Origin of the sequence: Metabacillus schmidteae (genome assembly GCF_903166545.1) — a bacterium.
Lineage (GTDB): Bacteria > Bacillota > Bacilli > Bacillales > Bacillaceae > Metabacillus > Metabacillus schmidteae.
In genome coordinates, this window is the sequence record NZ_CAESCH010000002.1 from 522383 (window position 1) to 540524 (window position 18142).

General features: G+C 35.5%; 18 protein-coding genes and 1 riboswitch. Of the genes, 10 read left to right on the forward strand and 8 right to left on the reverse strand.

All coding sequences use genetic code 11. The features are described 5' to 3' along the window. The first annotated feature begins 104 nt into the window (after nt 1–104). Nucleotides 105–326, forward strand: coding sequence for a hypothetical protein (locus HWV59_RS23320; protein WP_175640454.1), 222 nt, complete (start codon nt 105–107; stop codon nt 324–326). Between the two features lie 65 nt (nt 327–391). Continuing rightward, on the forward strand, nt 392–1027 hold the full coding sequence (locus tag HWV59_RS23325; RefSeq protein WP_328824368.1) for a metal-dependent hydrolase: 636 nt from the start codon (nt 392–394) through the stop codon (nt 1025–1027). A gap of 101 nt (nt 1028–1128) precedes the next feature. On the opposite strand, the gene HWV59_RS23330 is transcribed toward HWV59_RS23325, so the two are convergent. Together HWV59_RS23330 and HWV59_RS23335 are read right to left on the reverse strand one after the other, a co-directional pair. Next, on the reverse strand, nt 1129–2022 hold the full coding sequence (locus tag HWV59_RS23330) for an AraC family transcriptional regulator (protein WP_175640456.1): 894 nt from the start codon (nt 2020–2022) through the stop codon (nt 1129–1131). 159 nt (nt 2023–2181) lie between these two features. Next, nucleotides 2182–3282 (reverse strand): endonuclease, encoded by a 1101-nt coding sequence (locus HWV59_RS23335; protein WP_407941664.1) that lies wholly within the window; start codon nt 3280–3282, stop codon nt 2182–2184. 307 nt (nt 3283–3589) lie between these two features. Between HWV59_RS23335 and HWV59_RS23340 the strand changes: the two genes are divergently transcribed. Further along, nucleotides 3590–4921, forward strand: coding sequence for a CoA-disulfide reductase (locus HWV59_RS23340; protein WP_175640457.1), 1332 nt, complete (start codon nt 3590–3592; stop codon nt 4919–4921). Nucleotides 4922–4989: 68 nt separating this feature from the next. Here the strand turns inward: HWV59_RS23340 and HWV59_RS23345 are convergent, their stop codons facing one another. Next, complete coding sequence (locus HWV59_RS23345; protein ID WP_102228823.1) at nt 4990–5502, reverse strand: DUF3231 family protein; 513 nt, start codon at nt 5500–5502, stop codon at nt 4990–4992. A 251-nt stretch (nt 5503–5753) separates the two neighbouring features. Here HWV59_RS23345 and HWV59_RS23350 point away from each other — a divergent pair, with 251 nt between their 5' ends. Beyond that, nucleotides 5754–6194: a cell wall hydrolase gene (locus HWV59_RS23350; RefSeq protein WP_102228476.1), complete on the forward strand. Its 441-nt coding sequence runs from the start codon at nt 5754–5756 to the stop codon at nt 6192–6194. A gap of 307 nt (nt 6195–6501) precedes the next feature. Here the strand turns inward: HWV59_RS23350 and HWV59_RS23355 are convergent, their stop codons facing one another. Then, complete coding sequence (locus HWV59_RS23355; protein WP_175640458.1) at nt 6502–7704, reverse strand: MFS transporter; 1203 nt, start codon at nt 7702–7704, stop codon at nt 6502–6504. A 61-nt stretch (nt 7705–7765) separates the two neighbouring features. Then, nucleotides 7766–7865, reverse strand: a riboswitch (purine riboswitch). Between the two features lie 335 nt (nt 7866–8200). On the opposite strand from HWV59_RS23355, the gene HWV59_RS23360 reads away from it, so the two are divergent. Continuing rightward, nucleotides 8201–8470, forward strand: a complete 270-nt coding sequence (locus HWV59_RS23360; protein WP_102228478.1) for a CD3324 family protein — start codon at nt 8201–8203, stop codon at nt 8468–8470. Nucleotides 8471–8603: 133 nt separating this feature from the next. Continuing rightward, nucleotides 8604–9254 (forward strand): FusB/FusC family EF-G-binding protein, encoded by a 651-nt coding sequence (locus tag HWV59_RS23365; RefSeq protein ID WP_102228479.1) that lies wholly within the window; start codon nt 8604–8606, stop codon nt 9252–9254. A 49-nt stretch (nt 9255–9303) separates the two neighbouring features. On the opposite strand, the gene HWV59_RS23370 is transcribed toward HWV59_RS23365, so the two are convergent. Beyond that, a complete protein-coding gene (locus tag HWV59_RS23370; protein ID WP_175640459.1) occupies nt 9304–10614 on the reverse strand; it encodes a uracil/xanthine transporter in 1311 nt (436 codons plus the stop codon). A 220-nt stretch (nt 10615–10834) separates the two neighbouring features. Between HWV59_RS23370 and HWV59_RS23375 the strand changes: the two genes are divergently transcribed. Further along, entirely contained in the window at nt 10835–11380 is a 546-nt protein-coding gene (locus tag HWV59_RS23375) for a GNAT family N-acetyltransferase (protein WP_175640460.1), read from the forward strand. A gap of 396 nt (nt 11381–11776) precedes the next feature. Here the strand turns inward: HWV59_RS23375 and HWV59_RS23380 are convergent, their stop codons facing one another. Next, nucleotides 11777–12976, reverse strand: a complete 1200-nt coding sequence (locus HWV59_RS23380) for an NAD(P)/FAD-dependent oxidoreductase (protein ID WP_175640461.1) — start codon at nt 12974–12976, stop codon at nt 11777–11779. 152 nt (nt 12977–13128) lie between these two features. Here HWV59_RS23380 and HWV59_RS23385 point away from each other — a divergent pair, with 152 nt between their 5' ends. The 3 genes from HWV59_RS23385 to HWV59_RS23395 all read left to right on the forward strand — a co-directional run bounded on the left by HWV59_RS23385 (nt 13129) and on the right by HWV59_RS23395 (nt 16758). Beyond that, nucleotides 13129–14139, forward strand: coding sequence for a DUF3231 family protein (locus tag HWV59_RS23385; protein ID WP_175640462.1), 1011 nt, complete (start codon nt 13129–13131; stop codon nt 14137–14139). A gap of 246 nt (nt 14140–14385) precedes the next feature. Beyond that, a complete protein-coding gene (locus HWV59_RS23390) occupies nt 14386–16086 on the forward strand; it encodes a methyl-accepting chemotaxis protein (RefSeq protein ID WP_175640463.1) in 1701 nt (566 codons plus the stop codon). 165 nt (nt 16087–16251) lie between these two features. Then, nucleotides 16252–16758, forward strand: coding sequence for a DUF1648 domain-containing protein (locus HWV59_RS23395; RefSeq protein WP_175640464.1), 507 nt, complete (start codon nt 16252–16254; stop codon nt 16756–16758). A 141-nt stretch (nt 16759–16899) separates the two neighbouring features. Here HWV59_RS23395 and HWV59_RS23400 read toward each other — a convergent pair whose 3' ends face one another. Next, on the reverse strand, nt 16900–17250 hold the full coding sequence (locus tag HWV59_RS23400) for a GIY-YIG nuclease family protein (protein WP_175640465.1): 351 nt from the start codon (nt 17248–17250) through the stop codon (nt 16900–16902). A 12-nt stretch (nt 17251–17262) separates the two neighbouring features. Continuing rightward, nucleotides 17263–18018, reverse strand: a complete 756-nt coding sequence (locus HWV59_RS23405; protein ID WP_175640466.1) for a DUF2087 domain-containing protein — start codon at nt 18016–18018, stop codon at nt 17263–17265. Nucleotides 18019–18142: the final 124 nt, after the last annotated feature.

Sequence of the window (18142 nt, forward strand, 5' to 3'; positions counted from 1 at the left end):
TAAAAATTGTTTCAATAGTTTTAACAATTGTAGAAATGCCACCATGAATAGGACAGTGCTCAAAAAACATACTCATAGGTATAAATAAAAAGGTGGCGAAAAGAATGGAGCGTGAATTGTCGGATCAGTCCTTCTTTCTTGTTATTCATTGTTCTTCAATAAAATCATTTATCCTCACAGAACTTTTAATAAGTACCGCGATTTATTACGGAATTAAGTTTATGTCCCATAATGAATGGATGTCTATCATTGGTTGTTTAGTGGGAACTGAGGCTTATAAAAGAATGTTGATTTTTTATAAAAATACCTTGCAAAGAACGATATAAACACGAACTTAGTCCTAGTTCTTTTCATGTATAATAATATCTTGATGAATTTTACATAGAAATAGGTGGGAATATTGAATGGAACTGCACATGCAACAATAGGAGCTGGAACAGGGTTTGTCGTTGCCCAGTCAGTCCAAGCTGATCCAACAACAACTTTTTTATTGGTAGGGGTTGGTGTGTTATGTGGATTGATTCCTGATATTGATATTGATGGGAAGTTAAGCAATAGGATTACGTTATCACATACAATGATTCGATCTGTGGCTCAATTAATTGGATTGCTGATGGTTGTATATACGTTGCTTGAAGGAATAGGTCAAGAAAGATGGATCGGGATTGGTGCCGGACTAGCTATTATCGTCATTGCCTCTAAAATAAAACAAAGGCATATGCTAACAATTACAGGTTTAGGAGTGCTCTTGGGGGGAATTTCATTACAAGAAATATGGCTTATCTTATTAGGGATCTATATTACTATTGCTTCTTTTATCCCTCATCGAAGCTACACACATTCACTAATAGGAATTGGGTTTTTTGCGTTCATTGCTCATTATTTTCAAACTTCCATTGGGATTAAAGGCATTTTTTTAACATGCTTGTTTAGCTACAGCAGTCATTTAATTGCTGATATGAAGGTTTTGCCGTTTAATAAGCGAGGAGTTAAATTCTTTTTGCCTTTTTCTTCGAAAGAATTTTAAGATACTCAAGAAAATCATTAATAAAAAGCCCATACAAACAATAAGGTAGGGCTTTTCTTTCTATATAAATCATTTCAAATTGGAAGTTAAGATACTAACTTTTATAGTTTCACACGCTGTTTTTTTATAGGAATATAGATGTCTATCTCCATGTTTTCCGAACCGTGGCATCGTTCGTCATAGAGTTCAAATTCTACTTCTCCGCAATGTTCATAACCTGATCGTGGAAACCAGTCTGTAAAAATATAATTCCAAGCGGATTGGATAGAAGAAGTAAATAATTCCTCATTAGACTTTGGTGTAGTAAACACTGCATATTCCAGCTCAGGAAAACTTTTGTACACCATTCCTTCAGGTGCTTGAGCTTCCTTCTCTACTTCCATTCCAATAATATAAGCAAACTCCCCTGTTTCAGGCTTGAAATCTGTGCAAATGCCAAGTTCTTCATTTTTATGGATGGGATTTGGAATGTTACAGCCTAATTTATTTTGCATGTACTGCTGCCAAAACTCAGGGATATCTTTCTTGTTCTGACCATTTTCATTCTTTGTAATCAGTTCGTATCCAATAACATGAAATGCAGGCTTCGTCACAATTTTGGGCTTCATCTTTTCTCCTCCTGATATATGTGTTGTTTTTAAGTTGGCTTTTCCACGTAAGGGTCCGGATATGCTTGTAGCGTTACGATATTGCTTCGGTGAAACTCCATAGACTTTTTTAAATGCTCTATTGAAGGATTCCTGGTATTGGAAGCCGACTTCCAGTGTAATATCAACAATTTTTTCATCTGTATAAAATAAACGCTCTGCTGCATATGTTAGCCTTCTTTTTCTTATATAATCCATCACAGATTCCCCCACCATCGTTTGAAACACCCTATGATAGTGAAAGGGAGAAAAACAAGCAAGCTCTGCTAATGTTTCAAGCGTCATTTGTGTGTCAAGGTTCTCTTCAATATAATCGAGCGTCCGTTGTATACATTCAACATAATCCATATCCCTCACCTGCCTTAAGTACACTATATCAGCATGAAACAATTTGTTCTTAACATTTTTTGCTATATTCCATTTTACTTCTAATAGGATAAAAAGTTTTTTTCTTTTCACTATAAAAGTAAAAGGCCACATAGGTGACCTTTTTTTTATGTGAGGTTTCTACCAAATTGCCTCTACCCATTCAGGATGATCAATAAATGGATTGCGATTGTGTTGATAGTCCTGATAAATGATTTCATTTCGGTTTCGTTCAAAATTATCAACAGGATCCTCTTTGTGCCATTGTAACAATGTTGATAGCTTTCCATGTAATGGAGCTGAGCCGTTATTTACGTTTTCATTAACCTCTAAGTCTAACTCGCCATTGTCTCCTTCATAGCGGACAGCCATATAGAAAATCATTCTAGCAACATCACCTTTTACTTCATCGCGTGGTTCCCAAGAGTCACTATCAGCATACGTATCAGGAGCTTCTTTCTGGGCTGTGCCTCCATTATCGAAATCTTTATTGCCCCTTGCACTATTCACTGTTACATCTGTTGGTCGTAAATGGTGAAGATCTGTACCTGCTCCCATTGATGTTCCAAAATCACCGTGTGATTTTGCCCAAACATGTTCGCGGTTCCATGAGTCAATAGATGATCCATTTGAGGTTTTACTCTGGGACCTTCCCGTATATAAGAGAATGACATTATTGTGATTAGCAGGATCTTCATCTGTGTTTCTTAGTGCTTCCCAGACATTTGAATAGGAAATTTCAGTATGATCATCAATGATGTTATGTAAGGCTGTTTTTAAGCTGGCACCTGTTTTACCTTGCGCATTTTCATAATAGTCACCTGTTGTGTCTTCTGGAGGATCTTCTGGAGTATCACCTGAACTCAATTCCACCATTTGTGATGTGTTTTTCAGTCCTGGATGAGAGTAATAGGCTGTTAATTGACCGGTTACCTTTAGTTTCTTTCCCATTAAATCAGGGTTTGTTTTTAACCCAAATTGTGAACGAAATTCAGAAGGTATCTGAACATATAGCATGTTTGAAGAATTTGTTTCATTACTACTATCTGCAAGAGCTAAAGCATAATCGTCTGGAAAATTGCTTTTTACGACTGTTGATGAAGAAATTGGTTTTCCTACGACGTACCCCTCAACAGTCTGGACTGAATTATTCTGTGTTTGAACAGCTTGTGAAACGGTTAAAGAGCTTACTGCTTTCAAAGAATCAAATGAAAAAAGCGAAGTGAACAAAACAAAAACAATGGCAACAAGAAAACTAAACTTCCCTACACATCTTATACAAAAACCTCCTGATTTTAAAGTGTATTACGACATCAAATTATCATCGTATTGTAAAGGAGGTTATTCTAAATTGTAAAAGTGTTCTTTACAAAGAAGAAACAGGAGTATATACATATTATATAAGGGAAAATTTTGAAATTATATAGGTATTCAAATTTTTAGAAGAGAGAAATATTTACCAGGAATACATGTTTCCATTCATTATTCCAATAAATCACCATGTTTAAAAATCAGTCATAAATGGAAAATAAAGATAGGAGGGATGCAGATGAAAGTAGTTATTATTGGTGGAGATGCAGCAGGCATGAGTGCAGCTATGCAAATTGTCAGAAACAGCACTGGACATGAAATTACTGTTTTGGAAAAGGGTGGAGTGTATTCGTACGGACAATGTGGCCTGCCCTATGTGATTAGCGGAAAAATTGAGTCAACAGATAAACTGATAGCCCGTACACAGACAACATTTAAAGAGAAATATGGAATTGATGCACGAGTTTTTCATGAAGTTGAAAAGGTAGATGCTGAAAATAAAATGGTAAGCGGCTTGATCCATAGTAATGGTGAAGCTTTTAGTATATCCTATGACCGCCTTCTAATTGCAACCGGAGTAGCCTCTGTTATTCCAAATTGGGATGGCGTGGAACTTCAAGGTGTGTTCACCTTAAAGACCATTCCAGATGCGAAGGAAATTATGAACTATCTTGAGAAAGAAATAAAAAATGTAACGGTGATTGGCGGTGGCTACATTGGCCTCGAAATGGCTGAAAGCTTTGCAGAGCTTGGCAAGAAGGTAACGCTCATTGAACGGAATGAGCAATTAGCAAAAATATTTGATAAAGATATGTCGGAACTTATTCATGAGGAAGCAGTGAAGCAAAACATTGAGTTAAGACTTGGTGAATCTGTTGAAGCTTTCGGGGGGCATGAGCATGTTGAATTCGTAAAAACCGATAAAGGGAAGTATGAAACAGATTTAGTATTAGTCGCTGTAGGTGTGAAGCCTAATACTGCATTCTTAGAAGGAACTGACATCCAAACAAGTGTTAATGGCGCGATCCAAGTAAATGCTTATATGCAAACTAGTATTGAAGATATCTATGCTGCGGGAGATTGTGCAACACAATATCATCGGGTAAAAGAAAAGGATGATCATATTCCGTTAGGAACACATGCCAATAAACAGGGGCAAATCGCCGGATTAAACATTGTGAATATACATAAAACATTTAAAGGTGTTGTAGGTACTTCAATTATCAAATTTTTTGATTTAACTTTAGGGAGAACAGGAATTTCAGAAACAGAAGCAAACATGCTGCATATTCCATGTGGTTCAGTAACGATTACATCAAGGGATATCGCAGGGTACTATCCTAATGATAAAAAGATGCAATTGAAACTTGTCTATCATAAAGAAACATATAAAGTTCTTGGTGGGCAAATTATAGGAGAAAATGGGATAGACAAACGAATTGATGTTCTTGCAACTGCCATATTTCATTCAATGACAACTGATGAACTGCTTGATCTGGATCTTGCGTATGCTCCTCCATATAATGGGGTATGGGATCCTATTCAGCAGGCAGCTAGAAGGGTGAAGTAATTTATTACAAAAATAAAACGTCTTAGCTCTTCTGAATAGAGCTAAGACGTTTTAAAACTTAATACTTATCAACAATCATCTGCTTTATTTAGGTGTAGGGGAGGTGGAATCAGCCAGCCCTTTTCCTTGTTAAGTCGAAGAACCTTGCCGCCAAGAGTGGCTTTTTGTGTATGTATTTGACCAAACATCATAGCAATATCTTCTCTAATGGCTTGACCAATCATTTGACTGCATGCAACCAATCCAGCGGCAATATTTGCAGATAAAGCAGCGGAAATTTCAGGATCCATGAATTTTGCTCCTGGTGGGATATCCTCTAATCGAGCATTCGGACGTTCTGGTGGTGTAGGAGGAAGCCCAATTCCATTCTCCTTTAGTAAACCTTCAATTTGTTTCATTTCTTGTTGACATTGTTCAATTGCTTCAACTAGTAATTTACGAAGATCCTCATCACCAGTATGATTAAGCTTCGTCTGATATCCAGCCACCATGGCTTTTGAAGTTAACAGAAAAGACCAAGCACCGAAAACCTCTCCATAATGTAATGGTTCGTTTTGAGGATTACCACTTAAAATTCCCATAAAAGCACTCCCTATAGTTTTTTTAAAATCCATTAATTTTTTCTCCTAATTAAGGTTGGTGTCTTGTTAGACAATGAATAGTATGTGTTTGTGTTTTTATTCTATTCTATCTGATCTGTGTTCAAGGGGTTTTCGTAAAAACTGGGGTCGTTGAATAAATGGGATGCTAGAGATTTCTTCCACTTAACCTTATTTTATAACCGTGGCATTAATATTCACTTTTTTTCATACTATATTTTTGGGGTGATAAAATGGCAAGAGCAAAGTATCGTAGTTCTGACGTTGACTTAATGGCAAGGATGATGAGGGCAGAAGCTGAAGGTGAAGGAAAGCAAGGAATGTTATATGTTGGAAATGTCATCGTTAATCGGCTTGTAGCAAATTGTTCAGACTTTGAAGGACTGAGAACAGTGCCTCAAGTCATTTATCAAGTCCAAGGGGGAAATTATTCCTTTGAAGCTGTTCAAAAAGGGAATATGTTTTATCAAAGAGCACGAGAATCTGAGAGAAGATTAGCAAAACAGAATTTGGATTTTTGGAGACAACACCCAGCTAAGTATGCACTCTGGTATTTTAACCCATATGCCCCATGCCCTCCTACATGGTATGGTCAGCCTTTCGCCGGCCAATTTAAAAATCACTGTTATTATGAACCAGCAGCTGGAACATGTGATGGCGTTTATAGCGGTTGAGCTTACTCATTAATGGATAGAATTCTTCTGACAGGTCGATTTGACTTTATTGATTCGCTTGCGAAGGACTATTTACTCTATAGTTTCCTCCGTAGTGTCCTTCATAGTCTATATGAAGGACATTCTACTTCAAGCTGATCTAGAATGTCCTTCATCGCCATCAAGAAAGACATTCCCCTCGCATATTTGGATCTAGAATGTCCTTCATCACCTACATAAATAACTTCCGATCAACCATTTTCAGGTGCATATATAAAAATAACCAAGTGTAAATAAAAAATGTCTATTTTAACACAAGTAAGGTGTTTTAAGCTTGTGTATGCGAATTTGTCTTTTGCGAAAATGAAATGGAATTGTCCCTTATGACGACCGCTTTACTTCTTATAGAATACACTGCACAAAGTAAAGAGATGATGACAATAACGCCTCCAAACCATGCAGTGTTGGAAACTGATCCGGTTTCATTTAATACGATACCGCCAAATGCTGACCCAAGTGCAATACCAATTTGCAAGGCAGAATTATTAAAGCTTTGCTGAATGTCGGATGTAGCAGGGTCTGTTTGAATTAAATAGCTTTGTTGTGGTGGTGCCAAACTCCAGCTTAATGCTGCCCAAACCATCATGATCGGTATAAATAGGATAAGCGAAAAAGTTGTTAATGGTAATAAAAATAACACGAATGCAAATGAGCTGATTACCACGATGATGCTTTTTTGAGCGCCGATTGAATCAGAAAGAATTCCTCCAAACGCTCCTCCACTTACGGCTGCAAACCCTAATAGTAAATAACAAATACTGATCCAATTTGAATTCAGATGAAGTTCTGTTTCTAAAAACGGAGTGAAATAGGCATAAATCGTATAATGCCCTGCTAGCATAAACATTGTTGCAAGGTGGGCACTACCTATTTTCATACTGGCAACTGCTTTTATCTGTTGTAAAAGTGGAATCGTGTTTTCTCCAGGAATTCGCTCTAAGAAGATTCCAATAAGAACAATGGAGCCAATGGATAAAATGGCAATTCCAAGGAAAATGATGCGCCAGCCGAATGCATTGGAAATGAGGATTCCAAGTGGTACACCCATCACAAGTGATGAACTAATTCCCATATAGATGAGCCCCAAAGCCTTTGCACGGTGGGTCGGAGCAACAATCTTAGCTGCGATGGTTAACGAAAGTACAACGATCAGTGCTGTACTCATCGCAGTCAAGACTCTTGCGATCATCATAAAGGTAAAGCTTGAACTAAAATAAGTCATAATATTTCCTGTAAAGAACACAAACAAGGAAATAAGATATACCTTTTTTCGCTCGATTTTGCTAGTTAGAACAAGTAATACAGGACCGGCAATAGCATAAATAAGGGCAAATACAGAAATGAGTTGTCCGGCAGTGCTTAATGAGATGTTAAAATCGTTAGCAATGGCAGGGAGTATTCCTCCTACAATTAATTCAACAAGTCCAACTGCGACAGTGGATAAGGCGAGTATAAAAACTTTTATGTTCATAGCTATCTATCCTCTCTTATTAAGTGTTTTTTTGGGAAATAAAAAAATCCTAATTACAGAAAACGAAACATTCATTTTCTGTAATCAGGATTTTAAGGTTCCTGGTAGAGACCCTCCAGCCATATTCTAGAGGTTATACAGGTGTATAATTTATTTGGTTTGATCTTACTTTGAAGAGTGTACTAGATTTTACATTATTTTTCAAGGATGAAAGGTTTCTTGGGAATATTCTGACATTTATCATAGAAGTAAAAAGTGTAGATATCCATTCAATCTACACTGAAATTCCGGTATAATTTTACATTAAAGGGGGTGCTACTAGGTGGAGAATCATATAAGATTGTCCGGGACTTCTTCTACTCATGCAAAGCCTATTATTGGAAAGGCGATACTTTGCATGGGGCGAAACATTTACCTTTATCGCTGAGCAAGCTTTTCTAATATTTTGGCTTTGCACCTTATTTTTCAACAAATCAAAATAAGGGAGCGGGCAAAATTGACATATATTAATGCAACCAAAGTTTTACCTGAGAAGCTAATTGTAGAAATTCAAAAGTATATCCAAGGGGAAACGCTGTACATTCCTAAGCAGGAAACAGAGTATCGGAAATGGGGAAGTTCAAGCGGTGGGAGACAAATGCTTGATCGTCGTAATGCTGCAATAAAAAAATCTTTTTCAGGTGGACATAGTATTCAGCAACTAGCTAATGAATATTACCTTTCACCCGAATCTATTAAGAAGATTGTTTATTCAAATAAAAAGTAAGAGAAGAGCACTGGTGAGTATCCATCATCAGTGCTCTTTTAGGTAAAAAACATTTCTAAGTCAATTTCTCCATTTTAGAAGTCGTCTTTCTTCTTTAAAATAAACATAAGAGAATTGATAGGAGAGTTATGTTATGACTGAAAAATTCATTAGAAATGAACAGTTCAATTTTATTAAAAAACAGATTGCTTTGATAAAGGATATTTCCAAAAGGAATGTACCGCAAAGTGTCATGAGGGCTGAAATTGATCTAGCCAATGCAAAAATCTTAGACAACATCCCAAATGCTACATACGAGCAACAGAATATGTTAGATCTTTCGAGTCTAAAAACAGATATCGAGTATGATCAATATATCCAACATCTTTCATCATTTGTGATTCCTTTTCCGAAAATTAACGAACAACAATTGAAAAAAATGTTTCCGAAGAATAAGAAATTAAAGCTGCCGGATTTATCATTAATAGACCATAGTAAGCTGACTTATTTGAGTTGGAACGATCTTGGTTCAAATAAAAAATTTATCGTTTATGAGCTTGATGGAAACATGGTCGGTATAGAATGTAAAGTTAAATCGGCAAGTACGTCTAATTATTGTTCCGTCTGTCATTCTGTAGGTGAGGTTGTCTTTTTTTCTACTATTACAAAAGCAAGAAAATCTAAAAATCCAGACTATTATAGATCCATAGGCAATCTTATTTGCGCGGATAGCAGTGAATGTAATAAAAAAATAACGAATGTTGAGTATTTAACAACTATTTTAAAAGAATCATTAGGAATGTAAATGTTAGCAGGCATGTTCACATAGTGAAACATACCTGCTATCTTTATTTTTATACCTCAACCTCATTCATCTGAACTTTTCCTTTTTCCCATTTCACAAACATTTCCAGAAAGATAGACAATAATACTCCCATAATAAATCCATTTGAAACCAACGGTCGAATCAGACTAGGTAATGTATTGAAAATTTCCGCATCCATATTCATAATGCATACTCCTACCAAAACCGGAACGGCTAAACGATGGATGGTGATTGAGTTGAACGTTTGATTTTGAATACTTCTTAATGAAGTTCCGAACAACTGAAAGTATGCAACAAACAGAACAGCATTACCGACTGTAACCGGTAGAGTAGCTAGTAGGCCTCCTAAGAACGGAACACTTCCTAATAGTACCATCAATCCCCCGCCAATCAGATACGGTCGAAGTTGAAAAATTCGTGTACTTTCCAGGAATCCAATTGATGAGGCAAAGGGTGCATAAGGAACTAAACCAAATAACGCTGAAACGATTGAATAGGCTCCATTTAGCAAATAAGAACGATCCAAACGGCTTTGGGAAAATGTATCATGAAACAAGCCAGAGGCCGTGGATACTGATGCAATTGTATTACTTAAATTGATCAAGCTTGCTAGAAAGGTAATGGCAATAATCCCAATATTAAGATTTGGGGTGCCGAGTGGGAACAGATGTAAGCCAGAGCCTGACGATTGCGTGATCGTGCTTTGTTCTGCTGGAAATAGAATGATGTAAAAGATCCAGCCAACGACAATTCCAATTAATATAGCAAAATTACTAATTACAGTCTTTCCTTTGATTTTGATCAAACATACTAATAGAACAACTCCAAGTGAAAACAAGCTAACTGGAACATCCAGTTTCCCTTCAGGAGTGAACTTTAACATCCCTTTAAAGAATATAAGAATTAATTGAAAGGTTAAGAGAAACAAGTAAACACTCATAACCATCGGTGTAAATACTTTTTGAATATAAGAAATAAGTCGTAAAGACCCAAAAATTAATACGACAACTCCAGCAAGCAGCATACCACTTGCAATTCCGCCACCAATTGTTTGAAGACTTGTTCCGGTTGATGAGGCAATCACACATAAGTTAAGCATCAAGCCCCACATGATACCAGAATGTCCTTCCATCAAAGGATAGCGGTGTCCGACCAGCCCTTGTAATAAACAGGCAATCCCTGTGAAAATAAGTGAACTACGGAGAATAACAGAGATTTCACTGTAAGGCAGATCAAATGCAGTACCAATAGAAATTGGGACAACAACGGTATTAGCAAAAATAAAAAACAACCATTGCAAGGATGCAAAGATTGTTGCAGATGATGATAGATTTTTCATTTCATACCCGTCCTTCTTTTCATCCTAGATGTATAATGTGAAATTATATCAACAAAACAATACTATTTTACCTCTAATGAGTGAAAAGGGAAAGGTACTACTATTGGAAGAAAGATAATTCTTTGTGGATAATTATGGTATATTTAAGATGTTCATAAGGTTACATATCTATATGAGCAGTAAGTCTAATGTTTGCTATGTAAGAAAATGAGGTGTAAGAATGAAAAGAACAGAGAAAGAATTTCTTAGTCAAAAAGTTAAATATATCATACGGTCTGCTGATCAAAAAGATGCTAAAAGCCTCTCTGAAATTCGCGTCAAGATTGATGGAGAAACAGAAAATATGGATAGAGAAAGTGGAGAAGCATTTATAGATGAAGAAGGATTTAAGCAAATCATTAAAGATGATACAGAATCAGAAAGAAATCTTTTTTTAGTTGCAGAAATAAAAGGGGAAATTGTAGGATTTTCAAGATGTGAGGGAAATAAATTAAAGAGAACTTTGCATAAAGTTGAATTTGGAGTTTGTGTATTAAAGGAATATTGGGGAAATGGAATTGGTCAAAACCTTTTAAAAGAATCGATTCTTTGGTCAGAGGCAAACGGAATTAAGAAAATAAGTTTGAGTGTTCTTGAAAAAAATCAAAAGGCGATAAAACTGTATGAAAAATATGGCTTCGAGGTAGAAGGAGTTCTAAAAAATGACAAATTTTTATCTGATGGAAAGTATTATCATACAGTTTTAATGGGCAGATTTTATAAGTGAATAAATATCTATGCGCATATTTTGATCTACTTAATTAAATATAGAATTAATAATCAATTAACATTAGCTAAATAAAAGTATGCTACCTTTAAATTGTAACGATAGCTACACCAATATTCTACTTAAGGATAGGATGTGTTAGATAAATGGTTACTAAAGTTAGCATAAGTTTTTTACTTGTCATGATTCATTTCTACTTGGTATAAGCAGCATGTATACGGTAAAATCATCATTTATATACTAGCTGTCAGCTACTAATATGAAAACCTTACCCGCAAAACTGCAAGAACCAGCACAAATAGGCACTATCCATGTATATGGATGAGCGCTATTTTAATGCTTTATGATTAACCGTTCAACCAAAATATAAGCAGGTATAGAGTAATAGTGTTTTGTTTAACGATCAAGACGCACGATCTCCGCATCGGGATTTGATTGATATACTATTAAATCTTTTATCATTTGCGCGCCAATCATACTATAAACAGTTCCATTTCCACCATATCCAAGACAGTAAAAGACCCTATCATTTTTGGGATGCTGCCCAATAAACGGCAGACCGTCAACTGATTCCCCAAATTTCGCAACCCATGCATGAGAAACATCTACATTATATTGAGGAAAATGCTCTTTTATCTTTTGAAGCAGCAATTTACTATGCTTCTCTATGATTGATTTACTTGAAGGTACTTCATTTATTTTTTCATCTAGTCCTCCGGCAATAATTCTTCCATCCTTCGTTGTACGCATATAAAAATAAGGTCGTTTCGTTTCCCATATTAAGCAGTTTTCCGTCCAGTTTGGGAAAGCAGGTAAGGGTGTTGTTGCTATTGCATACGTCCGGTTTAATTTCCCCCCGATCTTTTTAGCAAACGGGATTGACTCATAGCCAGTTGAATAAATCACCTTTTTTGCAGCTATTTTACCGGTCTCAGATTGAAAATACATATATTCTTCATCAGATCCTATTTCCTGTAATTCTGTCTCCTCATAGATACGAACACCTTTTTGATGTGCATTCTTAATAATAGTATGAATAAATTTAAATGGATTTACTTCTGCATCCCCTTTGGTTAATAGCGCCGCAGGTTTTTCAAATGAGAACATTTTCTTTATTGCGTTTTTATCTAAGTAGTCTACATCAAATTGATGCTTCTTAAGTGCATCATATTCTTTTTGAAGCTTTGGGACATCTTCTTCAGAACTAGCATAATAGAGGCTATCTCTACGAATAAAATCGACAGGATCAGCAAGTTCATTTGCCACTACTTCTAGGTCATCTACTGCCTTCACACAAAGTTTATAAAATCGAACCGCTTTTTCCTCCCCTAGTTTTTCAATAAATTCATGAAGCATCTTATCGTTTGCATACTGTAATAAACCTGTATTAGCCGTTGAACTCCCACTTCCAATCGTTTCCTTTTCAACTAATACTGTTTTTATAGGTAGCTTTGATAGAGTGTGGGCACACAAAGCGCCTGACATTCCTCCACCAACAATTAAAACATCACAAGTTATTACTTCATTAAGCTGTTTATACTTTGATATGTGTTTATAGGTTTCCGGCCAATATAGGTCCCCATTATATAATTTCATATTCATGCCTCCTAGTAGCTATAAAAGACTAATACCCATTTTTAGTTAGAGTAGAACATTGAAAACATACAGAATATCAGATTAAATATGTGATTAATAAAATTTCATCAGTTTGGGAAAGGTAAAAAAAATGAGGGATAGGAGGCTTTAGGATGGCTAGTTCAGCTCGGGTACCAATTACATCTTCGGAATTAGGGAATTTATGGATGACATATCAAGAAAAAACAATGATTATGAGATTTCTGGAATACTTTCTTGAGCATGCGGATAATGAGGAAGCAAGAACGATTCTACAAAATTATTATGAACGTGCAGATAAAAGTGTTGAGACTCTAAAAAAATTTTTTCAAGAGGAAGGCGCAGTCATTCCAAATGGCTTTACTGTTGAAGACGTGAATAAAGGGGTTCCAAAACTATTCAATTTTATGTATGACCTTATGTATTTACATATGATGGCTAAAATAGATACGAATCTTTACGCACTTTATTCAACAATGTCTTACCGGCAGGATATTAGGCAATTTTTTAGACGTTTAACTGCAGAAGCACAAGAGGTATATGATCAAACAACAGAGGCTTTGCTAGAAACCGGGGTTCTTTCTCGACCTCCTTATGTATCAATGCCAAAAGAAGTAAAGTATGTCAATGATAAAAAATATATGGCAGGATTAAACTGGCTTAGTAATGAAAGATCTTTAAATACAATAGAAATTTCTCTTATCCATCATGCCATTGAGACAAACCTGACAGGGATGCAATTGATGATTGGTTTTGCACAAGTAGCAAATAATCAACAGGTAAGAAATCATTTTATTAAAGGCATGGAGCTTTCTAAAAAAGTCGAAACATCGCTGGGTGAATTTTTACGTCAAGATTTTATCGAACCACCTGCAACTTATGCTGGAAAAGCGACTGATTCTACAATCGCTCCATTCTCAGATAAATTAATGCTTTATAATACTAGCTTATTAACGACTTTTGGGCTCGGAAGTAATGCACTTGGCGGTGCGTTTAGTTTACGCACAGATTTACCAGCTAAAATGGCGCTCCTTTCGAAAGATATTCTTGATTTTGCAAAACAAGGTGGAAAAATTATGTTGAAAAACGGTTGGATGGAAGAACCTCCTATGATTGAAGATCGAAACCAATTGACAAAAAGATAAGAATGTTTGTAATACCTTACATAGAAATTTCTTTTATAAAGGGCGCTATCCATAAACAAGGGATCAGCGCTATTTTCATTTACAAACCATAATCCTGTTAACGATTAGATATGATGTACTCTTTTATCCATTGGCATTAATTTTAAATTAAATATTAAATTACTGTAAATATTGTAAAAAATAATCCGATATAAATAGTGTTGAAAATGGTTACATAAATTAGGTTTAGATAGGAGTATTAGGTTTATGAAGAAGCTAAGAAATTTAAAAATAGGCTGGAAGTATAGCCTTGCATTAATTTTTTCTATTATTCTCTTTGGTATTTCTGCATTTTTTATTTATGGTCAAATGCAAGATATATCAGCGCAACTAAATTTACTTGATAAAAGCGGAGATCGGGCTATAAAAACAACAGAGATGGCATCGCTTTTTAGAGGTAAGGATATCCGAATTGCCGACTATATTATGAATCCTGATGAAAAATACATAGAAGAGTTTAAAGAGAGACAAGAGAAATTTAATGCTCTACAAGATGAGCTGTCGAAATCAATTGATACGAAAGAAGAAGAGCTATATTTTAATGTTATTGCAAAAAATGACAAAGAAGTAAATGATCTTTTTCTTAATACTATTGTCCCAGCGATCAAAAGTGGAGAGACTGATAATATCAAGTTTAATAGAGAATCAACACAGGTACTAAGAAGTAACACCGTTAAAAACCTGGATGAGTTAAAAAGCATGATCAATAACCAACGAGACCTGGCTGTTCAAAATACTAAAGAGAGCATTAAACAGTCGATCATCACGCTAATTATTTCAATTTCCGCTTCCATCTTATTAGGGTTTAGTATAGTGCTAATTGTCAACCGTGCAGTACAAAAATCATTAAATAAGGTCATTTCTATGGCTAGAGAAATTTCAGACGGAAATCTACAAATTGAAGCAAGTGATTATGATGGTAAAGATGAAATTGGTCAATTAAGCTTAGCTATGAATAATATGCTTTCTAATTTGCGGGAAATGATTCAACAAATTTCAAACGTGTCAGGAACGGTTTCAAGCCAAAGTGAAGAACTAACACAAGCAGCTAACGAAGTAAAGGACGGAAGCAATCAGGTAGCATCAACCATGCAGGAATTATCGTCAGGATCTGAATCACAAGCACATGCTTCAACTGAACTAGCAGAAACGATGACTACTTTTGTTGATAAAATTAAAGAATCAAACTCTTTTGGAGAAAAAATTGTCCTTTCATCAGTATCAGCGCAAGATTTAACAGAAGAAGGCAGTCGTCTTATGGCATCTTCAATTGATCAAATGAATAAAATTAACAACATTGTCAAAGCATCTGTTGAAAAAATGAAAAACTTAGATAAACAGTCTAAAGAAATTTCTAATTTAGTCGGTGTTATCCAGTCTATTGCTGAACAAACGAATCTACTTGCATTAAATGCTGCTATTGAGGCTGCCAGAGCAGGAGAACATGGAAAAGGTTTTGCTGTTGTAGCAAGTGAAGTACGAAAATTAGCTGAACAAGTATCTGCTTCCGTATCTGATATTACAGGTATTGTTCATAACATCCAAGTGGATTCATATGCGGTAGTCAGCTCGTTGGAGGAAGGGTACTCTGAAGTTGAAAAAGGAACAATGGGCATAGAAACCACCGGGAAAACATTCGAAACTATCCACATTTCAATCTCTGAAGTAGTAGACAAAATTCAAGGTGTGGCGATGCGTTTATATGAAATTGATCAGGAATGCATCAAAATGAACAATTCCATTGATGATATAGCTTCCGTTTCAGAGGAATCTGCTGCCGGAATTGAACAAACAGCAGCCTCTGTTCAACAAACGAGCAGCTCTATGGAAGAAATCGCTGGAAGTGCAGAACAGCTCTCCAGTCTTTCGGAAGATCTGAATCACCTTATTAAAAGATTTAAACTATAACTGAAAAAAGGTGTTTGAAAGGAGGTTGCCATTGGCAGCCTCTTTCTGTCCTTAATTAGTATTATTCCAACTATTTAGGATGAAACTTCTTGGTGGGGAGATTCGTATTTAATGGTAGCAATAAATTGCCATGAACTTATCTTATAATCTTGAGGAGGAATTGGTATGTCAACTTCCTGGAAATGGCCTAAAATTCACATTCAAAAAACAAAAAGTGAATGGACCTGGGATATAATTGGCTATGCTTCTTACTTAGGTTCTGTACTCTTTTTAATGATCGTTTGGAATATGCTCCCGGATGAGGTTCCGGCACATTATAATGCCATGGGAGAAGTTGATCGTTGGGGATCAAAATGGGAAATGGTGATTTTACCTATTGTCGGGGCATTTTTGTTAGTTACCATGCAGATAGTAGAAAAATATCCTGAAGTGCACAATTATCCTGCGCGCTTAAATGAATCGAATGCAGAAAAGTTTTATTTATCAAGTCGAAAACTAGTTAATCAACTGAAGAATATATGTTTAATTCTTTTTGCGTTTATTATTTTTGAATCAGCTTCTATTGCGTTAGACTGGGGAAGTGGCTTTAGTATATGGTTTTTACCGCTCACTCTTTTAGGTACTGGTGTTCCAATAATAGTAGGAATAATGAAGCAAAGAAAGATTAAATAGATTAACTGTTTTTCGTTAAATTTGATGGAGCTGTAATAGGAGTGATCATAGGGATTATAGCCCATGTAAATGAGTGGTTAGGTTAGAAAAAAGATAGAGCTTCACTAGTGATCTGTCTATCTTTTTTCTACTAATAATCAATTACTTTGTATGGTACCCTTTCTCACCAAAAGGCTGAACCTGTTCCAGCCACTTTTCCTCCAGAAGGGCTAAAGCCTCTTTTTCATTAAAATAAGGTTCATCCTTCTTTTTCAGTTTTTCTAAAATTGTAAATGTGAATGCATCCTTTCCGAATGCATTCCATTCATTTTGGAGTTGTTTATTTGGTATGAAACTATTTGTTTCTAACATAAATTTTTTACCATTTAAACTTTTTAAATTTCTTGTACTTGCGATAAAGACTTTGTTATTTTTTTCGTTTTTTATTTGATAAACACCTGCCTCAACTGGTGTTTCTTTAAATTGATGTTTTAATTCTTTTTTTCGATCCATTAAATTACCCCCTTATTTTTTTACCCAATACTGACTTCCGTCTGACTTACGGTTAATAAAACCATATTCGATTAAATATCTTCTAATTAAGGCATAGTCTTCATAAAAGTATTTTAATGTCTGATTGAGCTCTTTTTCTTTGTAGATATGTTCCGCCTCTAATGCACCGGCAATTTCTCTTAGAACAATTAGCCTTTGTTTTTCTTTTGGTGGGAATTTACTAATAGGCTTTCGCGTTCCCTGTGGGAAGTATTTCTTTATTATTTTCTCTTGTTCATCCTCTGTAATATTGTATCTGTCATCTACCATTGTGGCTGTTTTATGGACCGGTAAAAAGGCAGGTGCAAACTCATCTTTTTCCTTGAGTAACTCCATCATGGCTAAAAACGTCTTTGCTTGTCGTTCCTTTTCCTTTAAGGCAAACCGGTGCTGGCGAATGGTTGAGGTACTTCCAATTTCAAGTTCATTTTGAATATCTTTGTCATTTTTCCCTTGATAAAAAAGCTGTAAAAGACGCTTTTGATGGTCGGTAAGACCGGTAAGTTTTTTGTCCATTCCGATTAAATAATCAAAAACACTACTGTGAGTGCTTTCAATATGGACCCTCATAAATCTTTCTGCCTCGTAAAGTCTATTTTCGTATGGATAAATAATCCCTTTTTCTATCTTCTTCTCGCATAATAAACAAGTATAAGAGTCCTTATTTTCAATATATCCTTGCTTTAGTTCCTCAAGAGTTGCTTCCCAAAACATGCTGGATATTTCCATATGCATACACTTCCTAACAGTGAGATATAAACCGAAATATAATTTGTTTATTTAATTTATAAACATATTATTACAATGTTTATTTTGTGTCAATCGTACTTATAAACATTTTGGTGATTTGTTT

Bases quoted from the DNA above. Each gene is read 5' to 3' on its own strand.
- HWV59_RS23390 (WP_175640463.1), top strand. From the start codon at position 14,386: ATGAAGAAGCTAAGAAATTTAAAAATAGGCTGGAAGTATAGCCTTGCA.
- HWV59_RS23340 (WP_175640457.1), top strand. From the start codon at position 3,590: ATGAAAGTAGTTATTATTGGTGGAGATGCAGCAGGCATGAGTGCAGCT.
- HWV59_RS23350 (WP_102228476.1), top strand. From the start codon at position 5,754: ATGGCAAGAGCAAAGTATCGTAGTTCTGACGTTGACTTAATGGCAAGG.
- HWV59_RS23380 (WP_175640461.1), bottom strand. From the start codon at position 12,976: ATGAAATTATATAATGGGGACCTATATTGGCCGGAAACCTATAAACAC.
- HWV59_RS23355 (WP_175640458.1), bottom strand. From the start codon at position 7,704: ATGAACATAAAAGTTTTTATACTCGCCTTATCCACTGTCGCAGTTGGA.
- HWV59_RS23375 (WP_175640460.1), top strand. From the start codon at position 10,835: ATGAAAAGAACAGAGAAAGAATTTCTTAGTCAAAAAGTTAAATATATC.
- HWV59_RS23330 (WP_175640456.1), bottom strand. From the start codon at position 2,022: ATGGATTATGTTGAATGTATACAACGGACGCTCGATTATATTGAAGAG.
- HWV59_RS23405 (WP_175640466.1), bottom strand. From the start codon at position 18,018: ATGGAAATATCCAGCATGTTTTGGGAAGCAACTCTTGAGGAACTAAAG.
- HWV59_RS23370 (WP_175640459.1), bottom strand. From the start codon at position 10,614: ATGAAAAATCTATCATCATCTGCAACAATCTTTGCATCCTTGCAATGG.
- HWV59_RS23320 (WP_175640454.1), top strand. From the start codon at position 105: ATGGAGCGTGAATTGTCGGATCAGTCCTTCTTTCTTGTTATTCATTGT.
- HWV59_RS23345 (WP_102228823.1), bottom strand. From the start codon at position 5,502: ATGGGAATTTTAAGTGGTAATCCTCAAAACGAACCATTACATTATGGA.
- HWV59_RS23385 (WP_175640462.1), top strand. From the start codon at position 13,129: ATGGCTAGTTCAGCTCGGGTACCAATTACATCTTCGGAATTAGGGAAT.
- HWV59_RS23365 (WP_102228479.1), top strand. From the start codon at position 8,604: ATGACTGAAAAATTCATTAGAAATGAACAGTTCAATTTTATTAAAAAA.
- HWV59_RS23395 (WP_175640464.1), top strand. From the start codon at position 16,252: ATGTCAACTTCCTGGAAATGGCCTAAAATTCACATTCAAAAAACAAAA.
- HWV59_RS23400 (WP_175640465.1), bottom strand. From the start codon at position 17,250: ATGGATCGAAAAAAAGAATTAAAACATCAATTTAAAGAAACACCAGTT.